This window comes from Nesterenkonia cremea (assembly GCF_014642675.1).
GTDB lineage: Bacteria > Actinomycetota > Actinomycetes > Actinomycetales > Micrococcaceae > Nesterenkonia > Nesterenkonia cremea.
The window spans coordinates 70,053-84,147 of record NZ_BMIS01000010.1 but is presented as its reverse complement, the minus strand read 5'-3'; the positions used below and the strand labels follow the sequence as shown (position 1 = coordinate 84,147).

Genomic DNA, 14,095 nt, shown 5'->3' with positions numbered 1-14,095 from the left:
TCGTGCTCAGGCGGGGCGATCCTCGGAGCCTGAGCCGGTGCCGCCCTCGACATCGTCGCCAGGCTTCTCCCCCGATCCCTCACCGGAATCCTTCTGCTCCGGGCCCTCCTGGGACTGCTGAGGCTCCTGCTGGGACTGGTCGGAGGACTGCTGGCCCTGCGACTGGGCCCGCTTCTTCCGCTCCTGCTCGGCGCGCTTGCGGGCCTCCTCCTCACGGCGCTGCTGCTGACGGCGCTCGAACTCCACCTTGCGGAGGAACTCCGGGTCGTCGTCGGGCGCTGAGGGGCCGGAACGCACCTGGTTGCCGCGGGTGCGGGGCTCGCGGATCCGGCCGAAGCCCAGCCACAGCCCGGCTCCGATGATAGGCACCAGCAGGATGACTGCGATCCATGCAGTCTTCGGCATCACGCGGACACGGTGACGCGGGGTCTGGATGCTCTCCACCAGGCTGTAGATCATCAGCCCCAGACCCACGATTCCCACTGGGATCAGGATTCGCAACACGTTCGCTCGCTCCCGTCACGTCCACTGCCTGAGCCGGGACTCCGGCTCACTGTCCTCCCAGCGTAGTCTGCCGTCCACGCGTGCGAAAATGGAGGTATGGCCGTTCTGAAGTACACCCTGCTCCGCCTTGCGACCTTCTTCATCATCTTCGGCGCCTGCCTGCTGATGGAGGTCGGAATGCTCTTCGCCCTCATCGCCGGACTGGTCGGCGCATGGGCTGTGGCCTATCTCTTCTTCAACAGGCTGCGCCTGGAGGCCGGCGCGCAGCTCGCCCAGAAGGTGGGCTCCGGCCGGCGTCGCAGCCTCTCCGAGCAGGAGGACAACGAGGCCGAGGACGCACTGGCCGAAGACTTCCACGAGCCCGAGTCCCCGGAGGATCACCCGGAGCGCTGAGCTCTCCCTCCCCTGCGGATCGGCGTCCCCGCTTCAGGGGCATCCGACCTTCCAGAGGCGAAAGAGCCCACATCAGCATCCTGACCAGGGACGCCGATGCGGGCTATTTCGCGTAGGTGGCTGGGGCCGACTTACTCAGGGAGGCCTGCGTAGGAGTGCAGACCCGGGAAGTACACGTTGACCACGGCATAGTTGAAGATGATGCAGGCGAAGCCGATGATCGACAGCCAGGCCGAACGGTTGCCCGTCCAGCCGCGGGTGGCCCGGGCGTGCAGATAGCCCGCATAGACCACCCAGATCACGAAGGTCCAGACCTCCTTGGTGTCCCAGCCCCAGTAGCGGCCCCAGGTCTCCTCGGCCCAGATCGCACCGGTGATCAGCGGTCCCATGGTCCAGAACACGAAGCCGATGGCGTTGATCCGGTAGGCCCAGTTCTCCAGCGCCACAGAGGAGGGCACCAGGCGCAGGAACTGCCAGCGGCTCACTCGGCTGGAGGCTTCGCCGTCGGCGTCCTCTCCGCGGCCGGCGGCTGTCATGGCCCGCTCACGCCGCTGCTGGATCAGCTGCAGGATGTTCATCGCGAAGGTCAGGGCGAACAGGCCGATGGCGATGGCCGCCAGCGAGACGTGGATCCAGATCCACGGGTTCTGCAGCGCGGGCTGGACGTGGCCCACCGGCGTCGGGAAACCGATGGTGGCGCCCACCATCATGATGACCACCAGGCCGACGGCGAAGACGCCCAGGAAGCGCAGGTCGCGGCGGATCAGTGCCACCAGGTAGACCAGGGAGACGATCAGCGCGGCCGAGGTCAGGAACTCGAACATGTTGGCCCAGGGCACGCGATTGGCTGCAATGCCGCGGGTGATCACCGCGAAGGCGTGGGCCAGAGCGGCCACCACGGTCAGCGCCACCGCCACATTGGCGATCGGCCGCTTCGTGCCGGTGTAGGCCATCTCATCGTCCACGAGCTCCACCGGCTCGACGCCGCCACCGCTCTCTGGGCCGCCACCTTCAGAGCCGCCGGTCCCAGCGCCGCCACTGCCTGAGCCGGCGGCCCCGACGCCGGCCATGGCAGACTCTCGGTCCCGCTCAGTGGCCAGTTCGGCCTCCACCCGACGGATCGTCGCCGAGCTGCGCACCATATCGATGGTGAAGGCGATGAAGGCGATGGTGTAGATCGAGGCGGCGATCAGCATGAACAGCTCGCTGTACTCCGCCAGCTGCTCATCGATGGGTCGCAGGGTCAGCATAAACGTCATGATCAGTTCTCCTCCGGAGCGCGGACCGGCCATTTCTTCTCGAAATCGGAGCGCAGTGCAATGTTCTCATCCCGCAGCGAGAAGTCCTCGCCTCGGGACAGCAGGCCGTAGCGCACCAGCACCCGGCCCTCCTCTGTGGTCTCCACGGTCACCCAGGCGCGACGCCGGCGGATGAACAGGGTCATGATCAGCCCGCCCAGCGCGGTCAGGGCGAAGACCAGAACCCCCACCTGGCCGGGGTTGTAGTGGATGTCGACCGCCATATAGTCGATGACCTCGTCGAAGCTGATGGAGCCCATGCCGTCGGGCAGCTCATAGGTCTGCCCCGGCTCCAGCACGATGCCCCCGGCCTCGGCGCTGCGCGAGTTGAGCTCCTCCAGGTTCTCCGTGTCCAGCACGTAGACGTTCTGCGGTGTGCCGTCGTCCAGGCCGAGGTCGCCGTAGTAGGAGTCCAGCTGCAGCTGTGGGTTGCCCAGCTCCGGGTCGATGGAGACCGCCAGGCCGTCCTCCACCTCGTGGGAGGTGGGCAGGAACATTCCCTGGAAGCCGAGCTGCTCCGGCTGAGCGTCCGGTGCCTTGATCACCATCATCGAGGTGTAGACGGAGTCCTCCGGGCGGGTGACCACCGGACCGGAGAAGGCCACATCCCCGTTGCTGTCCTCCACGGTGACCACCGGGGCGTAGCCGTTGCCTACCAGGAACAGCCGGGCGCCGCCCAGAGTCAGCGGATCGTTCACGCTGAGCTCCTCCTGGCGGGGCTCCTCATCGGTGCCCTCCTGGACGGTCACATCGGCGGTGAAGTCCAGGGCCTGGCCGAAGTACTCCTCGGACTGGCGGTCGAAGACGCGGTCGAAGTCGTTCAGCGTGATGGAGAACGGGTGCAGCTGGTCCTCGTCGAAGTAGGTGCCCGGGTAGAAGTTGTCATAGGCCACCAGGGCGTTGACGAAGGCCTCGTCCTCCATGATGATCTTCTGTCCGCGGTAGCTGAACATGGAGCCCAGCGCCACGAAGACCAGCACGCCCACCAGGGCGATGTGGAAGAGCAGGTTGCCGACCTCTTTGGAGTAGCCCTTCTCCGCGCCGATGGAGGCCGGGACCTGTCTGCCCCGGGCGTCGGAGCCGGCCTCGCGGACATCGGTCCGGTAGCCGCGCTTCTTGAGCACGCGCCGGGCGTCCTCGATGACCTGCTCGGTGTCCGGGGCGTCGGCGTCGTCACCTGCGGCCTTGGACTCCAGCTCCAGGGCACCGTATTCGGGCAGCTTCTCCAGCCGGCGCGGAGTCCGCGGCGGGGCGGAGCGTATGTGTTGCCAGTGCTTGCGGGTGCGCGGCAGGATGCAGCCGATCAGCGAGATGAACAGCAGCAGGTAGATCGCCGAGAACCAGACCGAGGAGTAGACGTCGAAGAGCTGGAAGAAGTCTAGGACCGGGCCCACAGTGGGGTTGTCGTCGATCCAGGTCTGCACCGCGAAGGCGTCCTGGACGCGCTGAGGCCAGATGGAGCCCGGCACGGCCGCCACGGCCAGCAGCAGGAGCAGCATCAGCGCCGTGCGCATGGAGGTCAGCTGGCGCCAGGCCCAGCGCAGCATGCCGACGAAGCCCAGCGAGGGCAGCGTGACATCGGAACGGTCCGCCTTGGCGTCCTTATGGTCGGCGGGGATGTAGTCGCCGGCCTTCTCCCGCTTGGCTGCCTTGCCCCGGTCCTTCTTCTCACTCATCAGATGGGCATCACAATCTCGTTGGCGAACCAGTCCTGCAGCGCGTAGACCCAGGTGTTCCAGATACCTGAGAGCATCAGCAGCCCGACGGCGATCAGCATGCCGCCGCCTACGCGCATCACTGCGGCCTTATGCCGCTTGAAGAAGTCCAAGGCCCGCATCCCCCGCTGCAGCCCCATGCTGATCAGGATGAACGGGATGCCCAGACCCAGGCAGTAGATGAACATCAGCAGGGCCCCGCGGGCGGCGTCGGCGTCGGTGCCGTAGGCCAGCAGCAGGACCGCAGAGAGGGCCGGGCCGATGCACGGCGCCCAGCCGATGCCGAAGGTCGCTCCCAGCAGCGGGGCGCCCAGGAGTCCGTCCGGCGGCTTGCGGTGGATCTTCGCTTCCCGCTGGAAGAAGCTGAAGGCGCCCATGAAGATCAGACCCATGAGCACAACGAGGATGCCCAGCACCTGGGTGACCCAGCCGCCTTCCAGCCGCAGCCAGGTGGTCGCGTAGGTGAAGACCGCACCGATCAGCACGAAGACTACGGAGAAGCCCAGCACGAAGAGCGCCGCGCCCAGGACCATCCGGGAGCGGGCGCGCTCCTGCAGAGCCGTGCCGGAGAGACCGGTGACATAGCCCAGGTAGCCGGGCACCAGGGGAAGCACGCAGGGCGAGAGGAAGCTGACCAGACCGGCCAGCAGCGCGATCGGGGCGGCCAGCAGGAAGGATCCGTCCAGGACGATCTCGGCAAAGCGGTTGTTCACCGCCGCCACCGGGACCGCGGACTCGGCCGCAGACAGGATGCCGGGGGGCATCAGGTCTCGCTCAGCGCAGTGTCGATCAGGGCCCGCAGGTTCCCGGGCTCGGCGATGCCGATGATCCGGGCGGAGACGCGGCCCTCCTCGTCCAGCACCAGTGTGGTGGGCACAGCGGACGGCGGCACGTAGTCGGTCATGGAGAACATGACCTCACCGCCGCGGTCTTCCATGGAGGGGTAGCCGATCTCGAAGCGACGTTCGAACGCCTCAGCCGTGGGCTGGGTGTCCCGGGTGTTGACCCCGTAGAACTGGACGCCCTCCTCCTCATACTCCTCATGGATCTCTGCGAGGTCGGGAGCCTCCACACGGCAGGGGGCGCAGGCCGCGTACCAGAAGTTGAGGACGGTGACGTCGCCCTGCCAGGTCTCCGGGCCGATCTCGGTGCCGTCGAAGAGCGCGGACTCGAACTCCACCGGCTCGCCGCGGTCCTCCGGGGCGTACTCCTGGATGGAACCGTCGCCGGCGACGTAGTTGGTGCCGTCGTTGGCGGCATTCTCGGCCAGCTGGTCGTTCTGGTCGGTGCCGCAGGAGGTCAGCGCGAAGATCCCGGCGAGCGCTGCGGCGGCCAGGGCGGAGGGGCGCAGTCTGGAGTGACTCGTGGCAGTAGTCATCATCAGCAGTCGATTCTACGCCTTCTACAAGTTGTAGAAAAGTGACGACGCACTTTTCCACCCCTCCGATTCGACTCAGGCGCCGGGAAGCGCGAGGGCCTGCTGAGACAGGGCCTCATTGGGCTCATCATAGGTGACCGACTCCACTCCGGCGGGGCCGATGTGCAGCGAGGTCACCGACGTCAGTGTGCACTCACGACTGCGCGGGTCATGCCAAAGCGGGCGGTCCTCAGCCCACAGGCGGGTGACCCAGATGGGCAGCTGGTGGGAGACCACCACGACTTCGGCGCCGTCGCCGTGCTCTGCGACGGCCTGATCGGCGAGATCCTTCACCGCGGCCAGCACGCGGCTGACCTGCTGGGTGTAGGGCTCGCCCCAGGAGGGGCGGAAGGGATTGGCCAGCAGCGGCCACATGCGCGGGTTCCGCAGCTGGCGCTTGACCTCAGAGAGTCCCTCGAACTTGTTCTCCGCCTCCAGGACCCGCTCCTCAGTGGTCACCGGCATACCCAGGCGCTGGGCCAGCGGGGCGATGGTCTCCTGAGCGCGCTTCAGCGGGGAGGCCGCCAGCAGGTGGACGGGCTGACCGTTCTCGGCGCGCTGCCCGAAGTGCTCGGAGATCCCCTCGGCCATCTCATGTCCGAGCTCGGAGAGCCCGAAGCCGGGGAGGCGGCCGTAGAGGACACGGTCCGGGTTGTGGACCTCGCCGTGGCGGACAAGATGGACTGTTGCGGTCTCAGAAGCCATGGCCCCAGTCTTGCATCTTCGGCGCGGCGGCTGCGGGTCCGGCGTCGGGGATCACCGCCGAGCAATGACTGAACGTCTCCTCTCGGCCCACCGAAATGCCTGGTCCGCCCTGCCACAAGGGCCTTCCTGCCGGTAGGCTGGCCGAAGACGAACGGACACCAGACGTAAGGATGAGGGACATGAGCAACTCCCCCGAAGAGAACGCCCCCGAGGAAGGCGCTGCACAGCAGCAGCCCGTCCCCGGTCAGCACGGTCAGGAGCAGCAGGGTCAGGAGCAGCAGGGCTTCGGCCAGCCCGCACCGCCGGCAGGCCAGGCTCCGTCGCAGCCTTCGGCCCCCTCCCAGCACTCTGCCCCCTCGCAGCAATCGGCTCAGTCAGCCCAGTCCGCCAGCCCGGCCGGCCCCATCCCGGGCGCCCCGGCTCAGCAGCAGTATGGCCAGCAGCCGCCGCAGGGTCAGCAGTTCGGCCAGCAGCCGCAGAGCTACCCCCAGCAGGACCAGCCCGGCTACCCCCAGCAGGACCAGTACGGTCAGCAGCCGCAAGGCTACCCGCCACAGGGACAGCCCGGTCAGTATGGCCAGCAGCCGCAAGGCTACCCGCCACAGGGACAGCCCGGTCAGTACGGCCAACAGCCCCAGGGTTACCCGCAGCCGGGCTACGGCCAACCGGGTCAGCAGCAGGGCTACCCGCAGCAGCAGTACGGCCAGCAGCCCCAGGGCTACCCTCAGCAGGGACAGCCCCAGCAGGACCCCCAGCAGGCCAAGGAACAGGCTAAGCAGGAGAAGAAGGCCAAGCGGAAGCAGGCTGTGGAGGCCGCTGCCGTCAGCGGCAGGAAGCCTCGCCGCCCGATCACCATGTGGGCCGCCATGCTCCTGATGATCGTCATGGGTGTGGGCGTCTTCGCCCTGTCCCTGCTGGCCTTCGTGGAGATGAGCAACGCAGACTCCGGTGAACGCGCTCAGACCCTGTTCGGTTCGATCGGCATGGAGCCCAGCACATTGCGCTGGCTCTGGGTGATCGCCGCGACCGTCATCGCCGCGATCCTGATCGTGCTCGCCATCCAGGGCACCGCCGGCAGCGGACTCTTCCGCTCCCTGGCCGCCGTCGTGCTGGTCCTCTCGGTGGGCACTGTGGTGCTCGGCTGGGAGAACCTGGCTCTGGTGGCCGTGGCGATCCTGACTCTGGTGCTGCTCTTCCTGGCACCGAGCAACCAGTTCATCGCTGAGACCAAGGCCTACACCAAGGTGCAGAAGAAGAACCGCGCCTGAACCTTGCGGCCCTGAGGGGCTGAGCAGAAAGAGGGCCCCGGCCCGCCTCGTGGGAGGCTGCCGGGGCCCTCTCCTGTGTCTGCGGCTTCTGTGTGTGGGGTTTCTCCAGCTGGAGCGAGTCTGAGGTGCGACGGCCCGGCTCAGGTCAGGGGCCGGGGTCGTGAGCTCTGATCACCCCGGTCTCTCCCCGCAGACAGACGGCCGATTCTCAGGAAGAGGACGGGGTGGTCCGGGCCGTCAGAACGGGGCTGGGATGGAGTCCAGCATGTTCTCCTCGTATTCGACGAAGCAGCGGTTCATCGAGCGCTCGGTCAGCGCCGACGCTTGGCATTCGTCGAACTCGACCGTGGCGTTCCAGAACAACGCCTGCACCGAGGCCGTGCCGGCGAACATCCCACAGGCCAGTACGGAGACCATGCCGCTGATCAGCATCAGCACCGAGAGCTTCCTCCGCAGCGACTGCACCACCAGGATGATGCCGCCTGCGACGCCGGCCAGTCCGGCCGCCACCGCCACCAACCGGTACGGCAGGGGCGCTTGGAGTCCCGCATAGGACACGATCACCGCCAGCAGCAGCCACAGGGTCATTCGTGCATAGGGCCGCTGGGCCTCCCGCTGCTTCTCGTCACTCATCCCGACCACTCTAGAGGCACACGGGGCCGCCATCACCTCTTATAGGCTGTAGCCCATGCGAATCGTGGTGCTGGTCTCGGGCTCCGGGACGAACCTGCAGGCCGTCATCGACGCCGTCTCCTCCGGTCAGCTTCAGGTGGAGCTGGCCGCCGTGGGCTCGGACATCCCCGGATGCGGCGGGCTGGAGCGCTCAGCCGCCGTGGGGATCGAGACCTTCGCCGTCCCGCTGGAGAAGGGGCTGGGCCGGAAGGACCCGGAGGAGGCCGCCCGGATCCGCGCGGCCTGGAATCGCGAGCTCTGCGATGCCGTGCGCTCCCACTCCCCTGACCTGGTGGTCTCCAGCGGATTCATGCGGATCCTGGGCAAGGAGTTCCTGGACGGCGTCGAGGTCCCGGTGATCAACACCCACCCGGCGCTGCTGCCCAGCTTCCCCGGCGCCCATGCCGTGCGCGATGCGCTGGCCCACGGCGTGCGGATCACCGGCTGCACAGTGCACCAGGTGGACGCCGGCGTGGACACCGGCCCGATCATCGCCCAGGAGGCGGTGCGCGTACACCCCGGCGAGCAGGAGGACTCCCTGCACGAACGGATCAAGGTTCAGGAGCGTCGCCTGCTGGTGGAGACGCTGGAGGGGATCGCCGCCGGGGAGATCCGGCTGGGCTGATCCCCACCCGTTGTTTGGGCGAAGAATTCGAAGGAGGCGGGCCGCCGGTGGACGGTTCAGTCGCGGCGCAGCGGGCGCAGCGGTGAGCTCTTGCCCGAACCGCCCTCTTGGCGGGCACGCATCCGAGCGGTGAACTCGTCCACGTCCTCCCGAGACTCACCCTTCTGAGGCTCGCCGCCCTGACCCTCAGCGTTATCGGCCGGCACTGAGCGTTCAGGCCGCCCTGCGATTTCAACCGACCCAGCGCTCTCAGCCCGCTCTGCCTCGACGCTCTCCGGACTCTCCGCGCTCACGGCCCGGGCACGCTTGCGAACCGGGCGGACCGGGCTGGCCCTGCGCTTCGGACGTGTCGGCTCGGAGGCGGTGAGCTCCTCCTCATCCTCGACGCCGGCAGAGACCGAGGCGACGGCGTCCTCGCGGTCCTCCTCGAACTCCTCCTCATCATCGGCATCAGCAGCCCCACGCCGGCGCACCTGGTGCGCGGCCGGGGCCAGCAGGTATCCGATGATCGCACCGAGGGCCACCCAGCCGCCCAGCATGGCGGCGGCCAGGCCGGCATCGGGACCGATGTCGGTCATCCGCCCCACGCCGAGCGAGATATGGGAGAGCCACAGCGGCCCGACCGCGAGCACGGCCGCGGCGATGCCGGTGAAGACACCCAGCGCCAGCGTGGAGACGCCCAGGGAGAGCGGGCGCATGCCGATCCGCAGCGCGAACCAGTCGTCCAGGTGGTTCTCGCCCTCGCGCATCAGCCACCAGCCGGCGGCCGCACCGGCGAGCACGGGCACCAGCAGCACGGCCAGTACGCTCTCTGGGGCGCTGGCGGGCAGGGCGCCGAGGATCGGGACGGCGGGCAGGGGGCCCAGCTCCACGGCATAGGGAGCCACTGTGGTCCCGGTGCCCATGGAGAACCCGGCACCGGTGGAATAGGCCAAGGTCCAGAGGATCATATTTGGCAGCAGGCCCAGGTGCAGCAGGGTCAGGCCGAGGACGCCCCAGAAGCCGGGATCCAGCTGCTGGTAGACGTTGACCACGTCCATCCAGCGCACCCCGATCTGCCCGGCCAGCAGCAGCGCGGAGAGCCCGACGGCGACCACACAGGCCACAGCGCCGGCGCGCAGGATGGCCCAGGCATAGGAACCGGCCCAGCGCAGCTGCTGTGAGAACTCCTCGATCCGGGATTCCAGGTCCACACCGATCATGCGGGTCCAGCTGCGGGCCTCGGCGTAACAGCCGGCCAGTGAGCCCAGCGCCATCAGGGCTGCGGAGCAGAGTCCGGCGAAGGCCGGGTGGACCTCGAAGGCGGTGTCCTGAGCCAGCACACTCAGCCCGGCGCCGGCACCGGCGTAGCTGAGCACCAGCGGCAGCAGGCCGTGCCAGAGCTGATCGGAGTAGGCACCCTGAGCCATCCGCCTTCCGGCCCTCCAGGCCAGGGCCAACGGGATCATGGTCAGACCCAGTGGGACCAGGTGGAACCAGCCACCCTGGGGGATGCCCACGCCCTCACCGAGGGCGCCGTCGTCCAGAGTGATGATCAGCTCCACGGGGACCCCGTGGATGACCATCCAGATCTGGGCGGCCAGGCCGCTGATGAAGCCGGGATCGATCTGCTCGAAGCCGCCGGCCAGGCTCATCGCCATGACCGGCAGGACCACCAGCAGCGCAGTGGCCAGCAGCACCTGGAAGGCCTCCAGGATGCCCAGCAGCCACAGGGGCATGGCCGGGATCCTCAGCCGCTGCCTCCAGGAGCGGGCCGAATCGGCGGTGCGCCCCTCGGCGCTGCCGACGTCTCCGCCGTCGTGATCGGCGGAGGTGTCGCTGGGGTCATCGGTGCTGGCCATCGTCTCTATGGTGCCAGCCGGCGCTGCGCCTGGCCCGAACCGACAGCCGTTTTCAGGAAACTGTGAGCTGCGCCCGGCTGGGGTGCCGGTTGGGCTGCTGGGTGGGGTGCCGGCTGGGCCGGCGTCGTGGTGCGCCCGCTCATTCCGCACAGTCTGAGCCGCTGTCAGGGGGCTGTTCGGGCGGCTCTACTAGGATGGGGCCTGATGAGCCACGACGCCGCAGAGCAGTCTCGCACCCATGTCGCCCAGGACCGGGCCGCACTCCGACACCACCTCTCGGACCGGGCCAGAAACCGGGCCATGAAGGCCGAGGACCGTTGGCATCAGCTGCGGCTGAACATGGCACGACGACGCCGGCAGAACGTCACCGTGCTCTCGCTGACCGGCTACGGCACCCAGCACTGGGTCCGGGTCTTCTCCCGGATCGTGATGGCCCCGGATTCGCAGTTCGAGAACGGGCGCCGCGTGGCCAAGGTCATCGCCGACGGTGTGCGCGGCTGGCGCAACTTCGTCTCCGCCCCGGTGCCCTTCGCCGAGGTCACCCTGACCGTGGCGGGACATACCTTCGAGGTCACCGCGGACCGCGGCGGCATCATCGACACGGTGGTGGACCTGCGGGCCAGGGGCGGACGCCTGGAGCCCGGCTGGCAGAGCGTGACCCTGACGGCGGAGGGTGCGGATCCGACCACTGCCGAAGTGGACATCATCGATGAGTCCGCACGGTTCGGCGTCGTCTGCGACATCGATGACACAGTGGTGGTGACCAAGCTGCCACGTCCGCTGCTGGCGGCCTGGAACTCCTTCGTCCTGGATGAGCATGCGCGCACCCCCACCCCCGGGATGGCGGTGATGATGGAGCGGCTGTTGAACCGGTGGCGCTCCGAGCACGGCCAGGACGGACCGGTGTTCTACCTGTCCACCGGTGCGTGGAACGTGGCCCAGACGCTGACCCGCTTCCTCTCCCGGAACCTGTATCCGCGCGGCCCGCTGCTGCTGACCGACTGGGGCCCCACCGAGGACCGCTGGTTCCGCTCCGGGCAGCTGCATAAGGAGCAGCAGCTGGAGCGCCTGGCCTGGGACTTCCCTGAGATGAGCTGGGTGCTGATCGGCGATGACGGCCAGCACGATCCGCAGATCTATGCCGACTTCGCCCGCCGCCACCCGGAGAAGGTCAAGGCGGTCATCATCCGTGAGCTCACCTATTCGGAGGCGGTGCTGGCCGGTGGCCGTGCTGAGGATCCGGTGGGTGAGGATATGCTTCACGGTGCCCAGGAGGGCGAGCATGCCCATGGCTATCAGCGTGTGGGCGAGCACAGGATCCCGTGGATCTATGGGCCTGACGGGAAGGCCATCTCCTCCCAGCTCAGGGGCCAGGGACTCCTCGACCTGAGGGGCCGCGCAGCAGGTCCTTGGCCCGGCGGTCCAGCCGGCGTCGGTTGACCTCCACAGCGCGGGAGTAGTGGCCGACCAGCTGGTTGCAGATGCCCTCCCAGCTGCGTCCCTGGACTGCTGACCAGGCGGCCGCGGAGAACCGGGCGCGGGCGGCGTCGTCACCTGCCAGGTGCTGGACCGCTGAGCGCAGGCCGCTCAGATCCCCGGGCTGGTAGAGCCAGCCGGTCTGGCCCACGTCCACCAGATCCAGCGGGCCGCCGCGTCCGACGGCGACCACCGGAACGGCTGCGGCCATGGCCTCCTGGATGGTCTGGCAGAAGGTCTCCGCCTCCCCGGGGTGGACGAAGACGTCCAGGCTGGCCACGTGGCGGCCGAGGTCATCTCCGCCGCGGAATCCGGCGAAGTGGGCGTTGGGCAGGGCCTTGCGCAGGTTCTCCTCCTGCGGGCCGTTGCCGATGATCACCAGGCGAGTGCTGGGCAGGTCGTCCAGCACGCGGAGGTCTTCGATCTGCTTCTCGGCGGCCAGGCGTCCCACGAATCCGATCAGCCGCTCCCCGTTCGGGGCGATCTCCGCACGCAGCCGCTCATCCCGCCGGGCGGGGTCGAAGCGGTCCATGTCCACACCGCGGCGCCAGGTCTTCAACCGCTTGATGCCCCGGGCCCGCAGTTGGTCCTTGCAGAAGGAGGAGGGCACCAGGGTCAGTGTGGAGGCCTTATGCATGCGGTCCACGTGCTGCCACAGCAGCTCCTCCGCCCAGGGGATCCGGTAGCGGGAGGCGTAGGCGGGAACCTCGGTCTGGTAGATCGAGACTGTGGGCAGGCCCAGGGAGTTCGCGGCCTGGATGGCGCGCCAGCCGAGCACGAAGGGAGAGGCGAGGTGGACGACGTCGGGCTGGATATCTTCCAGGATGTTGCGGATCCGCAGGGTGAAGCCAGCGGCCACCCGCACCTTGGGATAGTCCGGCAGCGGCAGGGAGGGGACCCGGATGACGGGGAAGCCCACACAGAGCTCGGGCTGTTCAGTGGCCACGGCAGGCTCCCACCAGAGGGAGTCGCTGGGGGCGATGATGGTGACCTCATCCCCGCGTCGGCGCAGATGGGACAACACCTGCAGAACGGAGTTGGTGACTCCGTTCATGTGTGGGAGGAACGATTCGGCGACCACTGCAACGCGCACAGTCCACAGTAAACAGGCGCAGGTGCCGAACACCCGACGCTGCCGTGACATCAGGGTGAACTGACGGGGAACCTCTGAAGACCTGCCGCTGCGGCCATGTGCCGATGGGCGCCGTGGAGGCGGTGGTGGCTAGTCTGGGTCCGTGCCTGATCACACCTCATCCCACCCCTCCCCCGCCCAGCTCCGCCGGATCGCTGTGACCACAGCCCAGGAGGCCGGGGGCTCACTCGCCTCGGCCTTCCGCTCCGGCATGGAGGTCTCCACCAAGTCCAGCACCCACGACCTGGTGACCCATTACGACACCGCCACCGAGGAGCGGCTGGTGACTGCGCTGACCGCGGCGGTTCCCGACTCGCGGATCACCGGCGAGGAGGGCGGCACCCAGGGGCAGGGCACCCTGGAGTGGATCATCGATCCGATCGACGGGACCTCCAACTTCGCCCACGGCTTCGCGATGTTCAGCATCTCCATCGCCGCAGCGGTGGAGGACGAGGTGGTGGCCGGCGTCGTGCATGATCCGGTGAACCGGCTGACCTTCTCCGCCGACGACGCCGGAGCCTACCTCCGCACGGGCGAGGGCGAGGAGCAGCCGCTGGGGCCCCAGCCGGTCACCGCACCGGAGGAGCGGCTGAACCTGGTGACCAGCTTCCCTTCCGCGGAGATGCTGGAGGTCCGCGGTCAGGAGGCGCTGGAGCAGTTCGGCGAGCTGGTGACCACCTACTCCTCGGTGCGCCGGGTGATCTCCGGGGCGCTGGAGCTCTGCCATGCCGCGGCCGGCTGGGCCGATGTGGCCGCCGGCGGCAACACCAGCCCCTGGGATGTGGCTGCCGGGCAGCTGATCCTGCGCCGGGCCGGCGGACGGTACCTGCCCTTCGGCTCACGGGGCGGACGTTCCTGGGACGGCACGGAGGTCAAGGACGCTCATCTGGCTCCGGGCTATGTGGGCCTGGGCCCCGGGGTGGAGGCGCCCACAGCGGTGCGCGCCTTCGCGAAGTTCGCCGGCCAGGATTGACCCGCTCCCCACTCTCACCCTCGTTTTACCAACCCACTCTCAGAAAACCCCTGCGGATCTGCAGGGGTAATCTGAG

Annotated in this window: 14 protein-coding genes; 5 read left to right on the top strand and 9 right to left on the bottom strand. The window is 68.3% G+C overall.

Features of this window, described 5'->3' with window-relative positions:
* Positions 1–6: 6 nt before the first annotated feature.
* Positions 7–483 carry a PLD nuclease N-terminal domain-containing protein gene (locus IEW85_RS11035; RefSeq protein ID WP_188685686.1) on the bottom strand — a complete coding sequence of 159 codons (477 nt, stop codon included), beginning with the start codon at positions 481–483 and terminating at the stop codon, positions 7–9.
* A gap of 117 nt (positions 484–600) precedes the next feature.
* Here IEW85_RS11035 and IEW85_RS11030 point away from each other — a divergent pair, with 117 nt between their 5' ends.
* Complete coding sequence (locus IEW85_RS11030) at positions 601–897, top strand: DUF4229 domain-containing protein (protein ID WP_188685640.1); 297 nt, start codon at positions 601–603, stop codon at positions 895–897.
* 131 nt (positions 898–1,028) lie between these two features.
* On the opposite strand, the gene ccsB is transcribed toward IEW85_RS11030, so the two are convergent.
* The 5 genes from ccsB to IEW85_RS11005 all read right to left on the bottom strand — a co-directional run bounded on the left by ccsB (position 1,029) and on the right by IEW85_RS11005 (position 6,032).
* A complete protein-coding gene (ccsB, locus tag IEW85_RS11025) occupies positions 1,029–2,156 on the bottom strand; it encodes a c-type cytochrome biogenesis protein CcsB (protein ID WP_229658972.1) in 1,128 nt (375 codons plus the stop codon).
* A 2-nt stretch (positions 2,157–2,158) separates the two neighbouring features.
* A complete protein-coding gene (gene resB / locus IEW85_RS11020; protein WP_188685638.1) occupies positions 2,159–3,871 on the bottom strand; it encodes a cytochrome c biogenesis protein ResB in 1,713 nt (570 codons plus the stop codon).
* On the bottom strand, positions 3,871–4,623 hold the full coding sequence (locus tag IEW85_RS11015; protein WP_188685681.1) for a cytochrome c biogenesis CcdA family protein: 753 nt from the start codon (positions 4,621–4,623) through the stop codon (positions 3,871–3,873). The genes resB and IEW85_RS11015 overlap by 1 nt, the downstream gene beginning before the upstream one ends.
* A 50-nt stretch (positions 4,624–4,673) precedes the next feature.
* Positions 4,674–5,291, bottom strand: coding sequence for a TlpA family protein disulfide reductase (locus tag IEW85_RS11010; RefSeq protein ID WP_373286562.1), 618 nt, complete (start codon positions 5,289–5,291; stop codon positions 4,674–4,676).
* 72 nt (positions 5,292–5,363) lie between these two features.
* Positions 5,364–6,032: a histidine phosphatase family protein gene (locus IEW85_RS11005; protein ID WP_188685634.1), complete on the bottom strand. Its 669-nt coding sequence runs from the start codon at positions 6,030–6,032 to the stop codon at positions 5,364–5,366.
* A 179-nt stretch (positions 6,033–6,211) separates the two neighbouring features.
* Here IEW85_RS11005 and IEW85_RS11000 point away from each other — a divergent pair, with 179 nt between their 5' ends.
* Positions 6,212–7,300: a hypothetical protein gene (locus tag IEW85_RS11000; protein ID WP_188685632.1), complete on the top strand. Its 1,089-nt coding sequence runs from the start codon at positions 6,212–6,214 to the stop codon at positions 7,298–7,300.
* Between the two features lie 237 nt (positions 7,301–7,537).
* On the opposite strand, the gene IEW85_RS10995 is transcribed toward IEW85_RS11000, so the two are convergent.
* Positions 7,538–7,933 (bottom strand): hypothetical protein, encoded by a 396-nt coding sequence (locus IEW85_RS10995; protein WP_188685630.1) that lies wholly within the window; start codon positions 7,931–7,933, stop codon positions 7,538–7,540.
* A gap of 55 nt (positions 7,934–7,988) precedes the next feature.
* Between IEW85_RS10995 and purN the strand changes: the two genes are divergently transcribed.
* A complete protein-coding gene (gene purN, locus IEW85_RS10990) occupies positions 7,989–8,597 on the top strand; it encodes a phosphoribosylglycinamide formyltransferase (RefSeq protein ID WP_188685628.1) in 609 nt (202 codons plus the stop codon).
* 56 nt (positions 8,598–8,653) lie between these two features.
* On the opposite strand, the gene IEW85_RS10985 is transcribed toward purN, so the two are convergent.
* Entirely contained in the window at positions 8,654–10,438 is a 1,785-nt protein-coding gene (locus IEW85_RS10985; RefSeq protein ID WP_188685626.1) for a cell division protein PerM, read from the bottom strand.
* 204 nt (positions 10,439–10,642) lie between these two features.
* Between IEW85_RS10985 and IEW85_RS10980 the strand changes: the two genes are divergently transcribed.
* Positions 10,643–11,878: an App1 family protein phosphatidate phosphatase gene (locus tag IEW85_RS10980; RefSeq protein WP_188685624.1), complete on the top strand. Its 1,236-nt coding sequence runs from the start codon at positions 10,643–10,645 to the stop codon at positions 11,876–11,878.
* Here the strand turns inward: IEW85_RS10980 and IEW85_RS10975 are convergent.
* Complete coding sequence (locus IEW85_RS10975) at positions 11,802–13,007, bottom strand: glycosyltransferase family 4 protein (RefSeq protein ID WP_188685622.1); 1,206 nt, start codon at positions 13,005–13,007, stop codon at positions 11,802–11,804. The genes IEW85_RS10980 and IEW85_RS10975 overlap by 77 nt on opposite strands.
* Before the next feature lie 142 nt (positions 13,008–13,149).
* Here IEW85_RS10975 and IEW85_RS10970 point away from each other — a divergent pair, with 142 nt between their 5' ends.
* Positions 13,150–14,019 carry an inositol monophosphatase family protein gene (locus IEW85_RS10970; RefSeq protein WP_188685620.1) on the top strand — a complete coding sequence of 290 codons (870 nt, stop codon included), beginning with the start codon at positions 13,150–13,152 and terminating at the stop codon, positions 14,017–14,019.
* Positions 14,020–14,095: the final 76 nt, after the last annotated feature.

Bases quoted from the DNA above. Each gene is read 5' to 3' on its own strand.
- IEW85_RS11030 (WP_188685640.1), top strand. From the start codon at position 601: ATGGCCGTTCTGAAGTACACCCTGCTCCGCCTTGCGACCTTCTTCATC.
- ccsB (WP_229658972.1), bottom strand. From the start codon at position 2,156: ATGACGTTTATGCTGACCCTGCGACCCATCGATGAGCAGCTGGCGGAG.
- resB (WP_188685638.1), bottom strand. From the start codon at position 3,871: ATGAGTGAGAAGAAGGACCGGGGCAAGGCAGCCAAGCGGGAGAAGGCC.
- IEW85_RS11010 (WP_373286562.1), bottom strand. From the start codon at position 5,291: ATGATGACTACTGCCACGAGTCACTCCAGACTGCGCCCCTCCGCCCTG.
- IEW85_RS11005 (WP_188685634.1), bottom strand. From the start codon at position 6,032: ATGGCTTCTGAGACCGCAACAGTCCATCTTGTCCGCCACGGCGAGGTC.
- IEW85_RS11000 (WP_188685632.1), top strand. From the start codon at position 6,212: ATGAGCAACTCCCCCGAAGAGAACGCCCCCGAGGAAGGCGCTGCACAG.
- IEW85_RS10995 (WP_188685630.1), bottom strand. From the start codon at position 7,933: ATGAGTGACGAGAAGCAGCGGGAGGCCCAGCGGCCCTATGCACGAATG.
- purN (WP_188685628.1), top strand. From the start codon at position 7,989: ATGCGAATCGTGGTGCTGGTCTCGGGCTCCGGGACGAACCTGCAGGCC.
- IEW85_RS10985 (WP_188685626.1), bottom strand. From the start codon at position 10,438: ATGGCCAGCACCGATGACCCCAGCGACACCTCCGCCGATCACGACGGC.
- IEW85_RS10980 (WP_188685624.1), top strand. From the start codon at position 10,643: ATGAGCCACGACGCCGCAGAGCAGTCTCGCACCCATGTCGCCCAGGAC.